Source organism: Methylocystis sp. JR02 (assembly GCF_030063565.1).
Taxonomy (GTDB): Bacteria; Pseudomonadota; Alphaproteobacteria; order Rhizobiales; family Beijerinckiaceae; genus Methylocystis; species Methylocystis iwaonis.
This window is the reverse complement of sequence record NZ_JASIRC010000001.1, coordinates 435,996-456,240: the sequence shown is the minus strand read 5'-3', so window position 1 is coordinate 456,240 and position 20,245 is coordinate 435,996. Positions and strand designations below refer to the sequence as shown.

The 20,245-nt window shown below is 63.0% G+C and carries 18 protein-coding genes and 1 pseudogene; 4 read left to right on the top strand and 15 right to left on the bottom strand.

What is annotated here, in order from left to right; genetic code table 11:
• Nucleotide 1: 1 nt before the first annotated feature.
• From QNA11_RS02025 to QNA11_RS01955, 15 genes are all read right to left on the bottom strand, one after another.
• Nucleotides 2-1,225, bottom strand: coding sequence for a TraB/TrbI/VirB10 family type IV secretion system protein (locus tag QNA11_RS02025; RefSeq protein WP_283481770.1), 1,224 nt, complete (start codon nt 1,223-1,225; stop codon nt 2-4).
• Nucleotides 1,222-2,289, bottom strand: a complete 1,068-nt coding sequence (gene trbG / locus QNA11_RS02020; protein ID WP_283481769.1) for a P-type conjugative transfer protein TrbG — start codon at nt 2,287-2,289, stop codon at nt 1,222-1,224. The genes QNA11_RS02025 and trbG overlap by 4 nt, the downstream gene beginning before the upstream one ends.
• Nucleotides 2,286-2,969: a conjugal transfer protein TrbF gene (gene trbF / locus QNA11_RS02015; RefSeq protein ID WP_283481768.1), complete on the bottom strand. Its 684-nt coding sequence runs from the start codon at nt 2,967-2,969 to the stop codon at nt 2,286-2,288. Before trbF ends, trbG begins: the two co-directional genes overlap by 4 nt.
• The gene (gene trbL, locus QNA11_RS02010; protein ID WP_283484145.1) at nt 2,969-4,294 is read right to left on the bottom strand and encodes a P-type conjugative transfer protein TrbL; all 1,326 of its coding nucleotides are present in this window, start codon (nt 4,292-4,294) and stop codon (nt 2,969-2,971) included. The genes trbF and trbL overlap by 1 nt, the downstream gene beginning before the upstream one ends.
• A 2-nt stretch (nt 4,295-4,296) precedes the next feature.
• Nucleotides 4,297-4,566, bottom strand: a complete 270-nt coding sequence (trbK-alt, locus tag QNA11_RS02005; protein ID WP_283481767.1) for a putative entry exclusion protein TrbK-alt — start codon at nt 4,564-4,566, stop codon at nt 4,297-4,299.
• A 10-nt stretch (nt 4,567-4,576) separates the two neighbouring features.
• Nucleotides 4,577-5,335, bottom strand: coding sequence for a P-type conjugative transfer protein TrbJ (gene trbJ / locus QNA11_RS02000; protein WP_283481766.1), 759 nt, complete (start codon nt 5,333-5,335; stop codon nt 4,577-4,579).
• Entirely contained in the window at nt 5,332-7,770 is a 2,439-nt protein-coding gene (gene trbE / locus QNA11_RS01995; protein ID WP_283481765.1) for a conjugal transfer protein TrbE, read from the bottom strand. The genes trbJ and trbE overlap by 4 nt, the downstream gene beginning before the upstream one ends.
• A gap of 12 nt (nt 7,771-7,782) precedes the next feature.
• Nucleotides 7,783-8,064, bottom strand: coding sequence for a VirB3 family type IV secretion system protein (locus QNA11_RS01990; protein WP_283481764.1), 282 nt, complete (start codon nt 8,062-8,064; stop codon nt 7,783-7,785).
• On the bottom strand, nt 8,064-8,357 hold the full coding sequence (locus QNA11_RS01985) for a TrbC/VirB2 family type IV secretion system protein (RefSeq protein WP_502867553.1): 294 nt from the start codon (nt 8,355-8,357) through the stop codon (nt 8,064-8,066). Before QNA11_RS01985 ends, QNA11_RS01990 begins: the two co-directional genes overlap by 1 nt.
• A 35-nt stretch (nt 8,358-8,392) precedes the next feature.
• Entirely contained in the window at nt 8,393-9,400 is a 1,008-nt protein-coding gene (gene trbB, locus QNA11_RS01980) for a P-type conjugative transfer ATPase TrbB (protein ID WP_283481762.1), read from the bottom strand.
• 226 nt (nt 9,401-9,626) lie between these two features.
• Entirely contained in the window at nt 9,627-12,917 is a 3,291-nt protein-coding gene (locus QNA11_RS01975; RefSeq protein ID WP_283481761.1) for a DEAD/DEAH box helicase, read from the bottom strand.
• A complete protein-coding gene (locus QNA11_RS01970) occupies nt 12,910-13,791 on the bottom strand; it encodes a hypothetical protein (protein ID WP_283481760.1) in 882 nt (293 codons plus the stop codon). The genes QNA11_RS01975 and QNA11_RS01970 overlap by 8 nt, the downstream gene beginning before the upstream one ends.
• 210 nt (nt 13,792-14,001) lie before the next feature.
• Entirely contained in the window at nt 14,002-14,439 is a 438-nt protein-coding gene (locus tag QNA11_RS01965) for a ribbon-helix-helix domain-containing protein (RefSeq protein WP_283481759.1), read from the bottom strand.
• Nucleotides 14,440-14,447: 8 nt separating this feature from the next.
• Nucleotides 14,448-16,439 (bottom strand): conjugal transfer protein TraG, encoded by a 1,992-nt coding sequence (locus QNA11_RS01960; protein WP_283481758.1) that lies wholly within the window; start codon nt 16,437-16,439, stop codon nt 14,448-14,450.
• A 117-nt stretch (nt 16,440-16,556) separates the two neighbouring features.
• Nucleotides 16,557-16,856, bottom strand: a complete 300-nt coding sequence (locus QNA11_RS01955) for a DNA -binding domain-containing protein (protein WP_283481757.1) — start codon at nt 16,854-16,856, stop codon at nt 16,557-16,559.
• A 106-nt stretch (nt 16,857-16,962) separates the two neighbouring features.
• Here QNA11_RS01955 and QNA11_RS01950 point away from each other — a divergent pair, with 106 nt between their 5' ends.
• The 4 genes and pseudogenes from QNA11_RS01950 to QNA11_RS01935 all read left to right on the top strand — a co-directional run bounded on the left by QNA11_RS01950 (nt 16,963) and on the right by QNA11_RS01935 (nt 20,234).
• Entirely contained in the window at nt 16,963-17,226 is a 264-nt protein-coding gene (locus QNA11_RS01950; protein WP_283481756.1) for a helix-turn-helix domain-containing protein, read from the top strand.
• Nucleotides 17,227-17,286: 60 nt separating this feature from the next.
• Nucleotides 17,287-17,403 (top strand): annotated as a pseudogene (locus tag QNA11_RS01945) (helix-turn-helix domain-containing protein); the annotation flags it as partial.
• A 252-nt stretch (nt 17,404-17,655) separates the two neighbouring features.
• Nucleotides 17,656-18,309 (top strand): hypothetical protein, encoded by a 654-nt coding sequence (locus QNA11_RS01940; RefSeq protein ID WP_283481755.1) that lies wholly within the window; start codon nt 17,656-17,658, stop codon nt 18,307-18,309.
• Nucleotides 18,306-20,234 carry a coiled-coil domain-containing protein gene (locus tag QNA11_RS01935; protein WP_283481754.1) on the top strand — a complete coding sequence of 643 codons (1,929 nt, stop codon included), beginning with the start codon at nt 18,306-18,308 and terminating at the stop codon, nt 20,232-20,234. Before QNA11_RS01940 ends, QNA11_RS01935 begins: the two co-directional genes overlap by 4 nt.
• Nucleotides 20,235-20,245 lie beyond the last annotated feature (11 nt).

Sequence of the window (20,245 nt, the reverse complement as noted above, 5' to 3'; positions counted from 1 at the left end):
GTCAGCCTCCGTAGGGTTCGAGTACCAAGTCTCGCGTAACGATCACACGGACGGGGAAACCCGGCCGGATGGTCAGCGTCGGGGCGATGTTGAGCTGGCGCTGCACAATCTGTTGGCCGGTCTGGTTGATGCTGTCGGAGGCACCGTTGCGCAGCGCGCGGATGATGTCGCTGTCATTGTTCGATGATCCGGATTGAGCACCGACGCTGAGCAGCGTCGACAGCGCTGCGGCCTTGAACAGCTCGCCCCAATGGTAATCGACACCGTCTTCGAGCCCGGCATAGCCCTCGGCGTCTGCGCCCGGCTGGCGTTCTAGGACGATGCTGCGACCATTGGGGAAGATCAGCCGGTTCCAGACCAGCAACACGCGGCGCTGACCGAAGCCGACTCCATTGTCGTACTGACCGATGATCCGCGTGCCCTGCGGCACGAGCAGAATGCGCCCGGTCGGGCTGTCATAGACGTTCTCCGTCACCTGCGCGGTGATCTGGCCGGGTAGATCGGAGCGGATGCCGGTGATGAGCGCCGCCGCGATCACCGCCCCGGCCTGAAGCACATTGGCCGACGCGGGCGCGGCGACACGATCCGGCGAGACCGTACGCTTGTCAGGCGCCTGATTCAGAAACGCGAGCTGGCGGTCCTGCGCTGATGGTGTCGAGGGCTGTGGCGCGAGACCGAGGCTGGCGAGGTCCGTCGGCGGCGAGGCGACCGCTTGCGGCTGTGGCACAGCGGTGCTGGCTGGCCGCGTCTCGGTCGAAGCAAAGAGGCGCGCCGTCCGCGCGGCCTCAAGCTCCTGAAGGCGGCGCTGCTCTTCCTGACTGATCCCCGGGTTGGGTGACGCGATCCCCGGTGTCAGCACCGGCTGCCCCGCATTCTGGGCGCTGAGAATCGGGCGGCCGAGGTCGCCCGGCAGCGGCGGACCGAGCTTCGGGATACCGGCATAGTCCTTCGGCAGGCCGGCGAGCCCATCGGGCGTCGTCCGGTTGTCGGTCGAATAGAGCTCCTCGTTCGTCTTGCCACCGTGCCGGGTTTGGAGCGCGTAGATCAACGTGCCGCCGATACCGGTGCCGGCAAGCAAACCGAGGGCGATCAGCACCTTTCGCGACAGGCGCGTCACGCGCGGCGGTTCGGGCCGCAGCCGCATCGGCGCGACCGGCTCTCCGGTCAGCGGCCGGGCCTCGTCGTCCGCGTCCGGCTTCTGACGATCGGGGTCGATCTCGCTCACGATGCCGGCCTCCCGTCGGTGCGAGAGATGCGGACGCGCTTCTGGTTCTTGTCGGCGCCGAAGCGCAATTCGGCGGCGGCGAACAACCGGTCGACGATCATGTAGTTGTCGCGGACGCGATAATTCACCAGTTCCGAGGTGTCGCCCTCCGGGCCGACGACAAAGAGCGGTGGCATCTCGCCCTGACCGATACCGCGCGGGAACTCGATGAACACCTGCTTGCCGTCGTCGAAGGCGCGGAGCGGCCGCCACGGCGCGCGATCGCCGGTCACCTCGTAGCGAAAGTTGACGCGAGAGAGATCGATGCCGGTCGCCACCGGCTGGACGGCCTGCGCCTCGGCATTCTGGCGGCGCAGCGCGATGAGCTGGTCCTGTGGATACTGCCAGGACACCGAGGCCATGTAGGTCTTCTCGGTCGAGCGCAGTTCCATATGGTAGGTGCGCGCGTTGGTGTTGATGACGAGATTGGTCATCAGCTCGGGCCGGGTCGGCTTGACGAGGATATGGACCTGCTTCGTCGTTCCGGAGCCGCTCTCGGTGTCGCCGATGATCCAGCGCACCGTATCGCCGGCGGCGACCGGACCCGAGCCGACCAGCGTTTCGCCGGACTGCAAGGCGATGTCTGTGATCTGGCCGGGCGCGGTGTAGACCTGATAGAGCGCGCCATCGACGAAGGGATAGACCTGGATGGCGTTGATGAAGCCGTTCCGGACCGGCTGCATCCGCGCGGCGGCATTGGCCTCGTTCACCCGCGCGGCGGGGTCCGGCAGTTCGGGCGTCGCCTTGACGTCTTTGCCGACGGGCTTCAACTGGCCGGGCAACGGCAGCGGCTTCGGCAATTCCACCACCCGAACCGGCGCGGGCGGATCGGCGGTCTGAACCGCAGGCATCGCATCGTCATAGGAGATTTCGGGCGGCTTCTGCGCCGTGGCGCAGCCGGCGAGCACGGATGTGCAAGCCAAGAGAAGCGGCAAGGCGGATTTACGGAAAACCTGAGAACTGCAGGTGAGGAAAGCCGGACGTCCCGCCTGTCCGGGGGCGGCTTTGCGGAAGGTCGGCGTCATTGGGTCAGCTCCTTCGACCAGTTTATGGCGGTGACGTAGATTCCGAGCGGGTTGGCCCGGAGCTTTTCGGCGTCGCGCGGCACCTGCACGACGACGGTCAGAATGGCGGTCCAGCGCTCGGTGGAGGCGAGCGAGCCGTCCTGATAGGTCCGCTGGACCCAGGCGACGCGGAAACTGTCGGGCGACGCACGGATGACGCTCGAGACATCGACGGCGATCTGCGTCTTGCCAACCTTGGTGAAGGGGTCGTTGGCGCGGGCGTAGTCGTTGAGCGCCAGTGCTCCGGCCTGTGTGGTGAAATCGTAGGCCCTGAGCCAGTTCTGACGGACGATGATCGCGTCCGCCGGGATCGAGCGGACCTCTTCGATGAAGCGCGCAAGATGGAAAGCGATCTGCGGATCGGTCGGCCGATAGTCGGCGGTTGCCGGAGCGACCGCCTGTGCTGCGCCGATCTTATCGACCTGCACCACCCAAGGCACGACCGAGCCGCTCAGCGATTGCCAGACCAGCGCCACGGAGAGCCCCGCCGACAAGGCCAGTAATCCGAAGGCCATCAGGCGCCAGTTCTTCGCCTGCACACGAGCCGAGCCGATGCGGTCGTCCCAGACCTGCGCAGCGCGTTGATAGGGCGTCTCGGGTTCTGGAGATCTGCCGTAGTGGGTGGAGGGTCGTTTGAACATCAGCGGTCGCTTTCGGAGAGATGGACGGACGAGCCGCCGCCATGGCTGTCACCGGACTTGACCGCGTGGGCAGCGGCCTGGACGCCGTGCGATATCGCTTGAGAGCGCTTCATGCGCCTGGCCCAAGCGGGCGGGCCGTCGGTGTTTGCTGGATGAGAAGCGGCAGCATCCGATGCGGTGCCGTCACCGGCGACCGATCGACCACCCGCCTCGAAGCTGTCCTTCATCGACGCGGCGGCGCGCCGGAACGGGCTGGCGATGACAGAGCCGAGTTTGGATGCCCCGATGCCGGCGACATTGCCGAGACCCGCTGCGACTCTTGTCGCGCCAGTATGTCCGGCCGCGCCGAGGCTGTAGGCAGACGATGCGCCCCCTGCGAGGGCCGCCCCACCACGCGCTGCCGCCGCGGCGCCTCCTGCCAATGCCGCGCCACCGGAGGCCACAGCGCCGACCGCCGCAGCACCCGCCATCGCCATGCCGCCGGCGGCAAGGCCCGTTCCGATCGCCGCGCCCGCACCGAGCTGCGGGCCGCCGGAAACGAGGCCGTTGGCGATGCCGGGACCGAAGATGCCGAGACCGAGCAGCGACAGCGCCGCCAGCACGATCGCCATGGCGTCGTCGATGGTTGGCGTCGCGCCGTTGAAGCCGGCGGTGAACTCGGAGAAGAGGGTCGAGCCGATGCCGATGATGACGGCGAGCACCATCACCTTGATGCCCGACGAGATGACGTTGCCGAGCACCCGCTCGGCCATGAAGGCGGATTTGCCGAAGAGGCCGAAGGGGATCAGCACGAAGCCGGCGAGCGTCGTCAACTTGAACTCAATCAGGGTGACGAAGAGCTGGACGGCGAGGATGAAGAAGGCGAGCAGGATCAGCGCCCAGGCGAACAGCAGACAGGCGATCTGGATGAAGTTCTCGAAGAACGACACCCAGCCCATCAGGTCGGAAATGGAGTCGAGCAGCGGCCGGCCCGCATCAAGGCCGGTCTGCGCCACCTTGCCGGGACGCATGAGATCGCTGACCGAGAAGCCGGTGCCGGACGCCTTCAGGCCCAACCCTGCGAAGCTCTCGAAGACGATGCGCGCGAGGTTGTTCCAGTTGCCGATGATGTAGGCGAAGACACCGACGAACAGGGTTTTCTTGATCAGCCGCGCAATGATGTCGTTGTCGGCGCCCCAAGACCAGAAGAGTGCGGCCAGCGTCACGTCGATGACGATCAGCGTCGTGGCGATGAAGGCCGCCTCGCCCTGCAACAAGCCGAAGCCGCTGTCGATGTAGCGGGTGAAGACCTCAAGGAAATGGTCGATGACGCCCGAGCCGCCCATGGTCAATGCGCCTCCGGTGAAGTAGCGCCGAGGAACCGGTCCCGGTTCTCCGCCCATGCCCTGAGGCAGCTTGCATCACGACTGGCGGCCTCGCCCATGTCGCGGCAATGCCGGAGCGTGGGTCGCGGCGATCCGGGATCGCTGACGTGAGGACGGCTGACGGTGCGGATCTCCGTCGCCTCGTCGGTGCGCGTCAGTTCGATCACCGTGGCGGTGATCGCGACTGCGACGAAGGCGACGGCGCCGATGCGTGCGAGGGTCTTGCCGTCCATCGCCGCGCCCTCAGTTGCTGCCGTAGAACATCTTGGCCGAACCGGGCTGATAACCCGTGCCCGGCGTCAGAAAGCGACGGCGCTGTTCGCGACCTTGCTCGGCCGCAGCCGCCCGCTCGGCATCATTGAGTGCCTGCGCCCGGCCGTTGGCGGCAACCACCGCCGTGAGATCGGCGAGTTGCTGCGCCTGGAGCGCCAGAAGCTGATTGCCGGCCTGCGTCGCCTGGAGCGCGCCGGTCGCCGACTGGCTGGCGCCGACAAGCGTCGACATCTGCGCACGGTTGCTGTCGATGTTGCCGACGGCGCCGGCCTGCACGCGCATGGCGTCCTGCAAGCCGCCGACGGTGTTCTGCCAGCGCGAGCGGGCATCCGCGACGAGCTGCTGGTCCGACGCCGACATCGAGGCGGTCGAGTATTTCTGCTGGAAGGCCCGATCGATCTGCTGGACATCGTAGGCGATGTTCTGCGCCTGCCCCAGAAGCTGCTGCGTCCGCTGCACGGACTGCTGAAGCTGCTGGAGCGACGAATACGGCAGGCTCGCCAGATTGCGGGCCTGATTGATCAGCATCTGCGCTTCGTTCTGCAGCGAGGTGATCTGATTGGTGATCTGCTGGAGCGCCCGGGCGGCCTGAAGGACGTTCTGCGCATAGTTCGAAGGATCGAAGACGATGATCGCATGCGCGGGCATCGGCAGCATGGGCGCCATGGTGGCGGAGGCTGAAAGCAAGGCAACGGCGAAGCGCGCCGCGCGCGAACGGCGCAGGGTCATGGGCGTTTCTCGAGATTGGTGAGGTCGGGAATGAGGTCGGCTGCCCAGCTGGCGCCGCGATGACGCAGCCAGGCGTCGAGGAAGCCGTCGCGGCCATGTTCGGCGACGATCTTCGCGATGGCCGCCTGATCGGTCTTGGACGATGCGGCGCAGAGCGCCAGCGCCACGTCCGACAGGCCCAGCTCGAACAGCCGGTTGCCGCGCCGCGACTGGCAGTAGTAGTCGCGCTTGGGCATGGCCCGCGCGATGATCTCGATCTGGCGGTTGTTGAGGCCGAAACGGCGATAGATGGCGGTGATCTGCGGCTCGATGGCCCGCTCGTTCGGCAGCAGCAGCCGGGTCTGGCAACTCTCGATGATGGCGGGCGCGATCGCCGATCCATCGATATCGGACAGGCTTTGCGTGGCGAAGATGACGCTGGCGTTCTTCTTCCTGAGCGTCTTCAGCCATTCGCGAAGCTGGCCGGCGAAGCCCTCGTCGTCGAGCGCCAGCCAGCCCTCATCGACGATGATGAGCGTCGGCGATCCGTCGAGCCGATCCTCGATACGATGGAAGAGATAGGCGAGAACGGCGGGCGCGGCTTCCGTGCCGATCAGCCCTTCGGTTTCGAACGCCTGTACAGTGGCCGTGCCGAGATGCTCGCTCTCGGCGTCGAGCAACCGGCCCCACGCTCCACCGATGCAGTACGGACGGAGCGCCTGTTTGAGGTCGTTGGACTGCAACAGGACGCAGAGGCCGGTGATTGTGCGTTCCTCGATCGGCGCGGAGGCGAGTGAGGTCAACGCCGTCCAGATGTGCTCTTTGACCTCCGGGGTGATGGCGACGCCTTCGCGGAAGAGAATGGCGACGATCCAGTCCCCGGCCCAGGCGCGTTCTGCGGTCTCTTCGATGCGGGCGAGTGGCTGCAGGCTGACGGAGGTCTCAGAGCCGTCGGTCAGCCCGCCACCGAGATCGTGCCAGTCGCCCCGCATGGCGAGCGCGGCGGCGCGAATCGAGCCACCGAAATCGAAGGCGAAGACCTGAGCGCCGGCGTAACGACGGAACTGCAAGGTCATCAGCGCCAGCAGCACCGACTTGCCGGCGCCGGTCGGGCCGACGATCAGCGTATGGCCGACATCGCCGACATGAAGGGAAAACCGGAACGGGGTCGAGCCCTCGGTCTTGCCGAAGAGCAAGGGGGCGGCACCGAAGTGCTCGTCCCGTTCCGGCCCCGCCCGCACGGCACTGAGGGGGATCATGTGGGCGAGATTGAGTGTGGAAATCGGTGGCTGCCGGACGTTGGCATAGACATGCCCCGGCAGACTGCCGAACCAGGCGTCCACCGCGTTGATCGTCTCCACCATCGCCGTGAAGTCGCGGCCCTGGATGACCTTCTCGACCAGCCGCAGCTTCTCGTCGGCGGTGCGTGGATCGACATCCCACACCGTCACCGTCGTGGTGACGTGAGCGACGCCTGCATAGTCGGCACCCAATTCTTGAAGCGCGAGATCGGCGTCCGCCGCCTTGTTCGAGGCATCCGTGTCCATCAGCACGGATTGTTCGTTGGTCATCACCTCCTTCAGGATCGCGGCTATCGACTTGCGCTTGGCGAACCACTGACGGCGGATCTTGGTGAGCAGCCTCGTGGCATCGGTCTTGTCGAGCAGGATCGCGCGGGTGGACCAGCGATAGGGGAACGCCAACCGGTTCAGTTCATCGAGCAGACCCGGCGTCGTCGCTGTCGGAAAGCCGGTGATGGTGAGGACGCGCAGGTGCTGAGCTCCCAGCCGCGGCTCCAGTCCGCCGGTGAGCGGCTGATCAGCCAAGAGCGCATCGAGATACATGGGCGTCTCGGGAACGCGGACGCGATGACGGCACGTGGAGACGCAGCCGTGCAGATAGGTCAGGGTCTCGCCGTCATCGAGCCAGCGGCATTCCGGCATGAAGGCTTCGATGAGATGCAACAGCCGGTCGGTGCGGTCTGCAAAGCCGGCCAACACTTCGTGCGCGTCGATGCCGGTCTTCTCGCGGCCCTCGTAGAGCCACGTCTCGGCGCGTGCCGCATCCTCGGCCGGTGGCAGATAGACGAAGGTCAGGAAGTAGCTGGACTCGAAATGGCTGCCCGCTTCCTCAAAATCCGCCTTGCGTTCAGCATCGACCAAGGCCGAGGCGGCATCTGGGAAACGGTTCGTGGGATAGATGCCTGCCGCATGGCGTTGTGCTTCGACGAAGATCGCCCAGCCACTCCCGAGACGACGGAAGGCGTTGTTGAGGCGGCCAGCGACGGCGACCAGTTCGGCAGGCACGGCGGAGTCCAGATCGGGACCACGGAAGCTTGCGGTGCGTTGGAAACTGCCATCCTTGTTGAGCACGATGCCGGGGCTGGCCAATGCCGCCCAAGGCAGAAAATCAGCGAGCCGGCGGTTGCGATTGCGATATTCGGCGAGGTTCATCATGGCCGCCTCCCCTCAGACCGAAAGGTGCGCGGGGATACGCAGATGGCGGCGACCTACGTCGACGAACAGCGGGTCGCGCTTTGCCGCCCACACCGCCGCGAAGTGCCCGATCGCCCAGATGGCGATGCCGACCAGCCAGAGACGCAGACCAAGGCCCACCGCGCCGGCGAGCGTGCCGTTCATGATGGCGATGGCGCGCGGCGCGCCGCCGAGCAGGATCGGTTCGGTCAGCGCTCGGTGAACCGGGACGGTGAAACCCGGCACTTCGCCGCTCTGGTCGCCGACACCCGCCATCAGACCAGCGCCCCGCCGCCAAACGAGAAGAAGCTGAGGAAGAACGAGCTGGCGGCAAACGCGATCGACAGGCCGAAGACGATCTGGATCAGGCGGCGGAAGCCACCCGAGGTGTCGCCGAAAGCCAGTGCCAAGCCCGTGGTGATGATGATGATCACGGCGATGATCTTGGCGACCGGACCTTCGATCGACTGAAGGATCTGCTGCAGCGGCTGTTCCCACGGCATCGACGAGCCGGAGGCATAGGCGGGTGCCGTCACCGCCACGCTGAGCGCGACGATGGATGCGGTTATGGCGAAACGTTGGCGCGCGAGGCGTGCGACTTGGGTCACGGAGTTTCTCCTTCCGGGTTGGTGCTGATCGCGTTCGGTGCGCCGTCGCCGGCGGGCACGACGCGGTAATCGCCGTCCAGGCCGAGGCCATCGACACGGGCGAGTTCGGTGAGCCGGCGGGCGGCACCACGGCCGGAAAGCACGGCGACGAGATCGATGGTCTCGGCGATCAGGGCGCGCGGAACGGTGACGACGGCTTCCTGGATGAGCTGTTCCATCCGTCTCAGTGCGCCGATGGCGCTGCCGGCGTGGATCGTGCCGACCCCACCTGGATGGCCGGTGCCCCAGGCTTTGAGCAGATCCAGCGCTTCCGCGCCGCGCACCTCACCGATCGGGATGCGGTCAGGCCGCAGGCGCAGCGAGGAGCGGACGAGATCGGAGAGCGAAGCGACGCCGTCCTTCGTCCGCAGCGCGACGAGGTTCGGCGCGGCGCATTGCAGTTCGCGCGTATCCTCGATGATGACAACGCGATCTGATGTCTTCGCGACCTCAGCCAGCAGCGCGTTGGTGAGGGTCGTCTTGCCGGTCGAGGTGCCGCCGGCGACGAGGATGTTGGCACGCGACGTGACGCCAACTCGCAACGCTTTGGCCTGGGCTGCCGACATGGTCCCAGCCGCGACGTAATCGTCGAGCGTGAACACCGCGACGGCGGGTTTGCGGATCGCGAAAGCTGGAGCTGCGACCACGGGTGGCAACAAGCCTTCGAAGCGCTCCCCGGTCTCGGGCAGTTCGGCAGAGACGCGCGGAACACCCGCATGAACCTCGGCGCCGACATGGTGCGCGACCAGGCGCACGATGCGCTCGCCATCGGCGGGTGACAGCACCTCGCCGGTGTCGGACAGCCCCTCGGAAAGACGATCGATCCAGATGCGCCCGTCCGGGTTCAGCATCACCTCGACGACGGAGGCGTCTTCGAGAAACCGGGCGATGGCGGGGCCAAGCGCCGTGCGCAGCATCCGCGCGCCACGAGCCAAGCCTTCCGTATTGTGATGCGAAGCCGCCATCTGATCCCCGATCTCGCCGGGGAGAAGTCAGACGGTCCCCAGACGGGGTCGATTAAAAGAGCCGGAAATTAGGCTGATTCAACAAGGATCTGGAGACGTGCGGCCAAAGCGTAGAGAAGGCGGTAATCGGCGAGTCTGGACTTCCGCTGTGCGCATCATGTCGATTGCCAATGCTATGATCGACTCTTTCCATATGCGGACGCGCTTTCCGCAATTCCTCAACTCGTTATTCGTCATCATCAAGATCGGGAAGTGACTGCATCAACATGGCGGTTGTAACTTCTGCTCGTACAATATCCATCTCAGCAGTTGCGCTAGCTTTGAAAGCCCCACCTAGTGCCACACGCGCCGCAAAGGTCTCAACCCGCGAGGCGTTCGTTGTCATTTGTCTCAAAGCCGTATGATGACGATCATAATCCCCGGCTCGTACCATCTGTGGCAGCATATCGATTACGGGAAGCATAACCCCCTCCTTTTCAACGGCCTTATAGGCGGCGATCTGTCCAAGCACGCCGCAAAGGAAGCCAAGATCGGGGGCAATACGTATGGCAAATCGGCGAGCCCTTTGCGCTGTTGAGGATTGATTTGCCTGTTGTCTGACCTCGCCCTCATGTTTTCGAACGAATGCGAGAAGCCACGCCTCAATTTCGACCAGCGTGCGCCCTCCGCACCACATTGAGACTAACGTCTTGAGCGCTCCCAATATTCGCTTGGCGGTGGCGTTGGGCTTTGTCGTGTTCGTGTAGGCGCGGCCGAACACAGACTCCAGAGCTGTTTCCCTGGCGAAGATCGTCAAATCCAAAGGATGTTCGGCCACGATATCCAGCAACCAGTTAACCCAGTCCTCGGTTGCCGTCTTTTCGACTGGCGCCTGGTTGAATGCCTCGACCAACCGCTCGATCAGCCTTGGTGGAATTCCGTTGCGAACGGCGATTTCCCGTTGCCAGTCAAGAACTGGCGGATCTTCCAGTTGCTCCTCCGCGCCCTTGAGCGCGGTTCGGCGACGTTCGAGCCATTTGTCCGCCCCCGGAGCATCAGCTTCCTTGCGCCGGAAGAACCCCAGAGAGCGGCGAACTATATCGTCGAAGCCGCTCTCTCCTGCTGTCGTGACAGCAGATAAACGCCGGATGATCGACTGCACTTTTGGATCGGGGTCGGCGGATACCTCAATCCGATCAAGCAGCAACTCGATCGGATCATAAATCTCCTCACAGGCATCCTGCTCGGAGAAGACGGTCTTCAGGATTCCCTCGGGCGGAAGGGAAAGGTTCTCTCTCTCCACACCGATCGGTTTTGCGGGAACAACGATCGCCAGACCGGTTGCTGCGTATGCCGCGCGGCCAGCCCTTCCGAGCGCGTTGAGTATCTCGTGAGGGCGCAAATCTGTGCGGGGATTGCCGCTTGGATCGTCAACAGCGCTCCTATCGGTGCCAGCAAGAATCACAACATCGCACGGAAGATTCAACCCTTGCGCAATCGTGGAGGTCGCAGCGATCACATCAAGACCTAGGTCCTCGCTCTCGGCATCCCTGCGAACCCGAAATACGCTTTCCGTCAGCCGCCGCTCCAATGGCAGCAGATCACCATGATGCACCGCCGCCCTGCATCCCGTGGGATCGAATGTGGCTTTGGCCGCTCCCACATCTTTGAGAACTGACCTGCGCATTTCCTCCTGCGTTTCATCCAATGCGATTGTGGCCGAGGCCAAGAGTCCATTGATCTGGTCCGCGACGCTCCCGCATGCCTTGGTATCGTTGCAGAAGACGATCACGCGCTTTCCGACGGCCGCATAGTCGGCTGCGATCTGCGCAGCGACTTCGTTCCTGTTCGATGTCAATTTCCCCTTGGTGTTTTTCACGAGCGGCGGTCGTCGGTCCGTGAGCGCTTGCACGATCAGCTTTTCCGGCCTCTTGGGATGCCATCCGGAGATCAACGAAAAGAGTCCGAGAGGTTGTGCGGGAACCCTGCTCCGCGCCGCCTGGGTCTTCGCCTTCGATGCGGCTTGCGCGGCCTTAAGCACGTCGGATCGATCATAGATGACGCAAGAGCGAAGTTGCCGTGTTGGCTTCCAAGGATCGTCGAACGCCTCGACCTCCCTTCCCGTCACGGCCCGTAGCCAACGCGCTATTTCGGCACCGTTGGCGACCATTGCAGACAGCAGCAGCAAGTCTGCTTCCTCGCGATGTCGGAGAAACGTCAGGAGCGCCAACATCGCGTCGATGGCGCGTGCGCTGACCTTCGACGAGGTAGCCGGGTCATCGGCACTAATGAGATGGAACTCATCGAAGACCAAGAGTCCCACCTTGTCGAACAACCCGGGCGCGAAGCCAAGGAGGGCGAGGCAACGCTCGGGCGTCATGACGGAGAACGGCGGCAGCCTGTCGCCAAGCTCATCAAGCGCCACATCTTCAACGACGCTGACCGCCTCCAGGCCCCCAATTTGCGCAGAGAGATCGGTCTCGACTTGATCGACGAGAGCATGGGTTGGAGCCAGGTAGACGACGCTCTCGCCCGCACACAGGGTCGCTGCGATTTTCAGGACGGATAACGTGGTCTTCCCCGAACCGGTGGGAGACGTCATCACCATGGACCTGCCACGGTTCAGGTAGCCCGTCCTGACCGCTTTCAGGTGATTGATCCACAGAAACGGGCGCGATTGCGTCTGCGACAGGAGCCAATCAGTCCATGCCTTGGCTTGCGCTCCAGATGGTGTTGGCAGCCGAACCAGCATTGCTGCCTGCATGCCATCGACGAGCCGGCTCAAGAGCGTTGCCAGATGATGCGGCCCGGCAAACTGGTGGTGCACGGTGCCTTCCACCGCAAGATTGATCTCCACCGCAGAGGCCTCCGACAAGCGGATAACTCGCTTAAGCCTTGAGCGGATGTCAGGGTCGGACACGGCACTCCCGCGCGCTTCCTGTCCAAGTCCCTGAATAACGTAAGCACATTCCCTCAAAAGAAGGTCCGTAGCTACTTCGCGGCTATCGCCCGTTACAATGCGGTCTTCGCTAAGGTTGCGTTCTATCAGTGTGGTGAGGTTGCCGGTTGCTAATTCCCGAAGGCTTAGGATTAGAGATCGTCGAACTGCCCGCCCTTCGCCCCTGGCCCGGAGTTGACCCGCGACTTCCGCCGCGTCCGCTGCCCGATCAGCAATCAGGAACAGGAGCGTCGCCGAAATTGATGATCCGATTGCATCACTCGAAACAACAGTTGGGCGGTCCAATGCAGCTTCGCGAACGTGGCTCAATATCTGATGAGCACTCGCGGCGACGAAAGCCGCGGCGCGCGTTTGCTCAGGTCGAAGATTGAGTGCGACATAGGCTTCGAAGGTCGAAGCAAGGCGTCGCACCCGGTCGAGCACATCGCTTATGGCCTCAGGCTCACCTTCGCGGGACAGAAGACGGACCGTCGCTAGCTCTATGTGAGCGGCCGTCAACAACTCGTCCAGCGTTTCAGGATCGAGGCCGGGCAGGTCAGGAGCCTGTCGCAGGAGCGCGCGGGAACTTGGGTCAAACACCGGCGATCTCCTCGACCTTCGTAGCTACCTCATCGGCGAGAAGAGCCAAACCCTTACGCACATCCTCGAAGGCCAGCACGCCGGCCGTGCGAGCTTCAAGCTCACCGCCAGCGACCGCTTCAAAACCGGCTATGATGTGCAAAAAACTTCCAGCCCTGCGCTGATCTTCGCCAGTCGCTACAGCAACCCTGAACTCGCGAGCGCCTTCCCAGAACATTTCGTCCACTGCCGCTTCGGCGTCGATATTTGGGACACCCTTCAGCAAGGTTACGAGGTCGGCGAGGATCTCATCATCGCGATCACCACCCCGAATGGTTCCGATTTCAGGCCATACGCTAGAACTTATGAGGTTGCGGGGAGATTTCGAAGCCTTGTCCTCACAAAGCACAATGCGTTTGATCTCGCGCCCACTATCATCCAGTTCGATGATAAAGCCGTCAAAGCCTTTATCTGCCTGCCGGACATGGGGCGACGTCATATAGCCGTTCGGAAGAGCCAACCGCGCGGCGACCCAGGAGATATGCTGGAACAGAAGCCCGTCGCGATGAATAATGGTCGTCTTGATCCGCTTTCTCGCCGCTTCTTTCTGTGCGTCGGTTCCTGACCGTAATAGCTCGACGTCCTCCGCGTGCGGAGCCGTCAGCTTCCTCACGACATTTTGGGCGACCCTGCCCTTTGACACGCGCCGATGCGGCTCCAGGGCATTGATGACTCGCTGGGCGTTTTCTTCCTGTCGCAAATAGAGATAGGCGACAACTTCAATCAGCTTGGTACGGTTCTTCTTACTAATCGTCCATTCCGAAAACGTACATTCTGTTGTGGGGGTAGGACTTAGAGAAATTGGCATCCCCGTCTCATCCATATCGGCAGTCACTGTCTGGCATCTTATCGAGTTTTCAGGAGAAGCGCTGAGTTTTCTGCAACCTAGCCTACAATCAGGACCTGAACGAGAAAACGCATTAGGCAACGAAGGTAGCGAACTAGGAAGTAACGAAAAGGTCGCGAATAGGACGTCGGCTTTCCAATGACTTCATTCCAGAAACTGCCAGACCGCTCTCGGCCCTAAATTCGAAATCTAGCCGGATCATTCAGTTTGAGTTCCGTGACTGGCTCGGCTCTCGACATCCCGCGACAGTTCTTTCAAAAACCGATCCCCAGTCGCGAGTCTCCGTCCGAGCGTTTGTAGGAAGCTTTCGAACCGCTCCGCTCCCTTAGCCCTTGCCGATGCCTGCGCGCTGTCGGGCAACGACGGTGTGATGGTCAGCCAGAAGCGGATGAACAGGGATAGCGTTTCTCCGACGATGGCGAGGTCTTCATCGAGCCCATCAATCTGGCGACCGATGCGATCCATGCGGCGGGCGAACACGGCCTCAAGTCGCTCGGACGCATCCGCCGACAGGAAGGAAGCGACTGCGGCTTCGATCACGGCGGATTTGGAGATGTTGCGACGGAACGCCAGCGCCTCGACCTTCTTCAATAGATCAGGGTCGAAATAGACATTCATGCGGGTCTTGGTCTGCATGGCCATCCTCACAATTCGAGGCCATCGGCCGGGTCCATCGTCGCCTGCCGAGCATTCGATGTGACCTGCTGGCGCAAACGGCTGGCCCGGGCGGCGTCCACATCGGGATCGTCGTCGAGAACGTCGAATTCGCTGAGGGGAGATAGCTCCGGTGGCGCGATCTCCTCGTGTTCTGGCAATTCCGGCTCACGGCGAATGCCGGCATTGGCCGGATCGACGCTCACGCCATTCCCATTGTCGGATGTCGCTCCAGCCGATGCCGTCGGGATCGCCAACGCCGACCAATCATCCGAAGGCGGCGCTGCCGGTGCCGTCGCTGTCGTCGGCTTCGGCGGCGGCAAGATGCGCTCCTTGAAACGAGCGTCCTCGTAATAGCGCGCCTTCTTCGCCCGGACCGGCGGCACGCCTGCGACCAGCAGCAATTCGTCGGCCGGTGGAAGCTGCATTACCTCGCCTGGGGTGAGCAGCGGTCGCGCTGTCTCCTGACGCGACACCATGAGATGCCCGAGCCAGGGTGACAGCCGGTGGCCGGCATAGTTGGTGGAATCGCGCATCTCGGTCGCCGTGCCGAGCGCATCCGACACGCGCTTCGCTGTGCGCTCGTCATTGGTAGCGAAGGCGACGCGCACATGGCAATTGTCGAGCACGCTGTTGTTCGCGCCATAAGCCTTCTCGATCTGGTTAAGCGACTGCGCGATCAGGAAGGACTTGATGCCGTAGCCCGCCATGAAGGCCAGCGCGCTCTCGAAGAAATCGAGGCGGCCGAGCGCGGGAAACTCGTCCAGCATCAGCAACAGTCGATGACGATTGGCGGATGTCTTCAGATCTTCGGTCAGGCGACGCCCGACCTGATTGAGCAGCAGGCGGATCAGCGGCTTGGTGCGGTTGATGTCGGACGGCGGCACGACGAGAAAGAGGCTGACCGGCTTCTCCCCCGCCACCAGATCCGCGATGCGCCAGTCGCATCGTGCCGTCACCTTCGCCACCACGGGATCACGATAGAGGCCGAGGAACGACATGGCGGTGGAGAGCACGCCCGATCGCTCGTTGTCGCTTTTGTTCAATAGCTCGCGGGCCGACGAGGCGATAACCGGATGGACGCCGGCTTCGCCCAGATGCGGCGTGTTCATCATCGCCCGCAGCGTCGCCTCGACCGGACGTTTCGGATCGGACAGGAAATTGGCGACGCCGGCCAGCGTCTTGTCCGGTTCCGCATAGAGAACATGTAGGATCGCGCCGACCAGCAGCGAATGGCTGGTCTTTTCCCAATGGTTGCGCTTGTCGAGCGCACCTTCCGGATCGACGAGGATGTCGGCGATGTTCTGCACGTCGCGGACTTCCTTGTCGCCGCGCCTCACCTCCAGCAGCGGATTATAGGCCGACGAAGCCGGATCGGTCGGATCGAACAGTAGCACGCGGCCATGCTTCGACCGAAAGCCGGCCGTCAGACCCCAGTTCTCGCCCTTGATGTCGTGAATGATCGTGCTGCCCGGCCAGGTCAGCAACGTCGGCACGACGAGGCCGACGCCTTTGCCGGATCGGGTTGGCGCGAAGCACAGGACGTGCTCGGGACCATCGTGGCGGAGATAGTCGCCGTCGAGCCGGCCGAGCAGCACACCATCGGGGCCGAGCAGACCGGCGGCCTTGATCTCTTGCGCGTCGGCCCAGCGTGCCGAGCCGTAGGTGGCGACTTTCTTCGCCTCCCGCGCGCGGATCACCGATAGTGAAATCGCGACGACGATCGCGGCCAACGCACCCGATACCGCGATACCAGCGCCCTCGATGAAGATCGCGGGCGCATAGGCGTCGTAGCAATACCACCACCAGAAGAAGAGCGGCGGATAGTAGATCGGCCAGCCCGCCGCCACGAACCACGGCCCGCCGAGCTGTCCCTGAAAGCCGAGCCGCCACGCCGTCCATTGCGTCGCGCACCAGATCGCGGTGAGCACGATCACGAGAACGATGGCGACTTGTCCCCACAGGACGCGGCTTCCGGACATAGGGGCTCCCAATCGGCAAAAGAGACGGAGCCGATCAGAGAATAGCCGTGCCAACCAGAAGCAACAGAAAATCCGAAACACCGGGGTTTCGGATACAGTGGCGAAGAAAAAGGACGGTTAGTGCCGGGCCGTTCTCGCCTCGGCTGCTGCCTGCTCCAATATCTTGCGATAGCCGGTCTTCGTCATCCACCGCGCGCGGGCAAAGTGGCTTTCCCAGCAGGTCCGGGCTCGACCCGTTTCCGATGTCGGATCACGGTGCAAAACGATGCGAGCTACCTCGGTCCAATCGGCTCCATCCGTCTCGGCATCAAGCAGCCGCAGATAGGTCACGAAGTGCCGTTCGTCGTAGGCAGTGATTTCTTGCTCGCTGGGAGCGAGATCGTCGACGTCGGGGTCAAGCTCCGGTCGCACCCTCATCGCACTGCCCTCCCTCGGACCTCGGCAGGAAAAAATCCTGAAATGGGATAATCCCGTATCAGGATTACCGGAATGGCTCCTCTTTTTCAATGGAGAGCCATCCCGAATGCAGAAATCCTTGCGCACGCCTCGACAAATACTTCTTCAGTCCCTCCTCGTCGAAGCGCGTAAGGCCACTGGACTGACCCAGGCGGAGTTGGCCGATGCGCTGGGCAAACCGCAGTCCTTCGTTGCCAAGTATGAGAATGGAGAGCGACGGATTGACGTCATTGAATTCGTCGACATTGCTTCGGCCTTGGGCATACCTACCGCGGACCTTCTGGCCAGAATCGAGCCCGCTGTGGCAAAGCCTTCGCGACGCGGGAAGTAACTTCGCGCCTAGATACAATTCTGGATCGGCGACCACGGTCCGGCCTGGGCGCGCGCTAATATCGGCTCGATCGAGCGCGCCGACGTTTCCGCCAGCATCACGGTTCTTGGGCAGATTGCTGAGGCGCTGGAAATTGAACCGGGCGAGCTTCTGAAGGAATCAGCCGGATCGCGCTGATCTGGTTCCTTGGTCAACAGGTAAATACGGAAACCGCTATACATCCGGATGCGGTTGCTATTTGTGCTGCGGCTGCAATGGGAGTTTGGAGCCTGACAGCTTCAGATATTCCTCGCCTCTAGCTCAAGTTCAGTATTATCTTGCGTCGGACATAGCTGGTTCGGCTGGGTTTGCGGGGCAATTGGGTAGAGAAGAGAGGGCGTCCTTCCCGGCGGCGCAAGTCCACGAAGATCGACGGCGGGGTAGCTTGAAGTGACGGAGATAGCTGTTGCTAGCGAAAGGCAAACGGCCATTCGCTTGCTTGCCTGCATTCAGGCTGCGGGAGACAGAAATGATGCCGACCGCTGGGGAAGCGATGTTGTCTGCGTCTTGCGCGCCCAGTCGCGCCTTCAAGCGCTCGATTTCTGGATGCGCAACCCAGACTATCTCGCCAACGAACTCCTAACGGAGTTCGAGACGTCCGGAGAACGCGATCTACTGACGATCGTGCAGCGCATATTCGATGATCGCGAACCCGATCTCCGGCGCTTACCGATGGTGCGCTATCTGTTCGGCGCTTTCGAGCCGCTCGACAATGCGCTGGCAATTTTGCGGGCAGCAGACCTTATTCGGATCAAGCGCGATGGTGTTCCCGGCGGCAAGATCCGCGAGCATCTTTACCTGTTAACCACTGCAGGCGAAGACGCGTTCGGGCGGATTGCTGCAGCGGCACCCGAGCTTGGCTGGTATCGCGATCGCGCCAGCATCGTGGCGCGGGTGGCGGGTGCACAGGGCGGCAAGGCTTTGAAAGACCGACAGTATCTACAGGCCGAATATGCGGGAACGGAGCTTAGCCATGTGATCCAGCCGGTCACCGATCGGGTGCAGGCCCGTCTCGCGACAATCTTGGAAGGGCTCGCTGAATGAGCGGTGGTTGGCTGGAAACAGTGGCGGCGAAAGCCGGGATGCGGCCTGCGGAGGCGGAGCTCGCGATGCGCAGGCGAGGAATCACGGCGGATCGGCCTTTGCGCCCCGCGCGAAAGCTGACAGTGCGGCGCATTGCTTTCAAGGGAGAGAAGCGCGGAACAGCGCAGGGGCCGATAGATTTCGACTGGTCGGACTTGGCCGCCGGCGTGTGGGCTGTAACGAGCGAACGCAACCTCCGTGGCAAATCGACCGTGCTGGAGATCCTGCTGTGGGCGCTGCGAGGCACGCCCAAGGGCTTGCAGGACGATGTACGCCGGTGGTTGTCCTCGGTGTGCGTCGAATTCGATGTCGACGATCAGCGTTACGTGGTGGAGTTTGCGGTAGAGGAGCGTATTCCCCGCGGTAACCTAGCGCGTCGTCGCGCGTCGGGTGAGACCGACGAGTTGGATCGCTTCATGTCGGACGAGGGGTTTGAGGCTGCGATGTCGCGCTTCATGATGAACACGCTCGATCTAGACCCGATCACTGCGATGCAGGGCAAGGAGGACGAACGTCAGGTCGTTGAGCATGGCTGGGCAGCGCTCTCGGGCGGCCTCTATTTCGGCGGCGACCACAAGCAGTTGCTCGGCGATGTCCAGATGGCGGGCCTGCCCGCACGCATGCTGCAGATGTATATTGGTATGCCTTGGGCGACGACGGTGATGCAGGCGGGCACCGCTAAGCGCGAACTTGACCAGGAAACCGAGAAAGCGTCCAGGGCAGCCACTACCGCGGCGAAAGACGGGGAGACGGCACGCGCGCGGATCGACCGCGAACTCCAGGCAGCGAAGAAGAAGCTTGACAGCTTCGCACAGGTGACCGGGACAGCCGCCGAGCTTGAGCGACTTGCTGGCGAGGTTGCCCGCCTTTCGCCGATCGCTTTCGATCTCGCGCAGCGCCTAGCCCACGCCGAGGCCGAAGCGACCGAGCTGGAACGTCTAGCGATCGCAGACGAGCGGGCGGTGCGTGATTTGCGCGAGAACATCGTTGCGACGCAATTCTTCAACGGCCTGCAGCCTGTATGTTGCCCGCGTTGCGAGACGCGCGTGTCGAGCGAACGGCTGAAGCGCGAGAGCGCCGAACTGAGCTGTTCGCTTTGCGCAGAGGAGATCCCGATCAACGAGATGGAGGGCGCGAGCGACGGTCTGGACGCGATCGAACAGCGCTTCGCGGCCGCTAAAGCGGCCGCCGATCGCGCGCAGGCCAACGCCAAGGCGCTCGGAGAGAAGTCGAGGGCTTGCAGCGCCGAGCTTGAGAATGCACGCCAAGCACTCACCAAGGCGGCGAGGAGCACCACGTTCGAACAGCGCCGCGAGGCGGAACTCGAAGTCGCCCGGCTGGAGGGAGCTCTGAAGGAGCGCCAGGCTCCCGCGACACCCGTCATCGTTTCTCCCGACGTAGCGCTTATCAGCGCAGCCTACGCAGAGGCAGAGAAGGCATATAAGGCTGGTCGTGGCGACATCCTCGAGCGGCTGAATGTCGAGATTCTTGCGCTGGGGCGGCAGCTGGGCGTGCAGATGCTTGAGGAGGTCAAGCTCAACACCAACGGTTCTCTCCTTCTTACCAAGGGTGGCGAGCCGACCAGCTTCAGCAAGGTGACAGCGGGCGAGCGACTGCGGTTACGGATCGCAACAGCAGTGGCCCTGATTCGGGTAGGAAAAGAACGGGGCCTCGGTCGCCATCCCGGCCTCCTAATAGTCGATTCTCCCGCTGCTGAAGAGGTAAGCCCCGATGACCTGACCGCCGTACTGAGTGAGCTTCAGGCGATAGCGCGTGAAACCGAGGGGCTGCAGATCATCATCGGGAGCGCCAACGCCAATGCGATAGTCAGTCGGCTCGGCGAGCAATGGTGCCGGTCCGCGAGAGGCGACGAATATTTATGGTAGTGCCACCGCCA

What these genes read in the sequence shown, in the direction of transcription:
- trbG (WP_283481769.1), bottom strand. Translation starts at nt 2,289, where the DNA reads ATGACGCCGACCTTCCGCAAAGCCGCCCCCGGACAGGCGGGACGTCCG.
- trbF (WP_283481768.1), bottom strand. Translation starts at nt 2,969, where the DNA reads ATGTTCAAACGACCCTCCACCCACTACGGCAGATCTCCAGAACCCGAG.
- trbL (WP_283484145.1), bottom strand. Translation starts at nt 4,294, where the DNA reads ATGGGCGGCTCGGGCGTCATCGACCATTTCCTTGAGGTCTTCACCCGC.
- trbK-alt (WP_283481767.1), bottom strand. Translation starts at nt 4,566, where the DNA reads ATGGACGGCAAGACCCTCGCACGCATCGGCGCCGTCGCCTTCGTCGCA.
- trbJ (WP_283481766.1), bottom strand. Translation starts at nt 5,335, where the DNA reads ATGACCCTGCGCCGTTCGCGCGCGGCGCGCTTCGCCGTTGCCTTGCTT.
- trbE (WP_283481765.1), bottom strand. Translation starts at nt 7,770, where the DNA reads ATGATGAACCTCGCCGAATATCGCAATCGCAACCGCCGGCTCGCTGAT.
- QNA11_RS01990 (WP_283481764.1), bottom strand. Translation starts at nt 8,064, where the DNA reads ATGGCGGGTGTCGGCGACCAGAGCGGCGAAGTGCCGGGTTTCACCGTC.
- trbB (WP_283481762.1), bottom strand. Translation starts at nt 9,400, where the DNA reads ATGGCGGCTTCGCATCACAATACGGAAGGCTTGGCTCGTGGCGCGCGG.
- QNA11_RS01965 (WP_283481759.1), bottom strand. Translation starts at nt 14,439, where the DNA reads ATGCAGACCAAGACCCGCATGAATGTCTATTTCGACCCTGATCTATTG.
- QNA11_RS01960 (WP_283481758.1), bottom strand. Translation starts at nt 16,439, where the DNA reads ATGTCCGGAAGCCGCGTCCTGTGGGGACAAGTCGCCATCGTTCTCGTG.
- QNA11_RS01955 (WP_283481757.1), bottom strand. Translation starts at nt 16,856, where the DNA reads ATGAGGGTGCGACCGGAGCTTGACCCCGACGTCGACGATCTCGCTCCC.
- QNA11_RS01950 (WP_283481756.1), top strand. Translation starts at nt 16,963, where the DNA reads ATGCAGAAATCCTTGCGCACGCCTCGACAAATACTTCTTCAGTCCCTC.
- QNA11_RS01935 (WP_283481754.1), top strand. Translation starts at nt 18,306, where the DNA reads ATGAGCGGTGGTTGGCTGGAAACAGTGGCGGCGAAAGCCGGGATGCGG.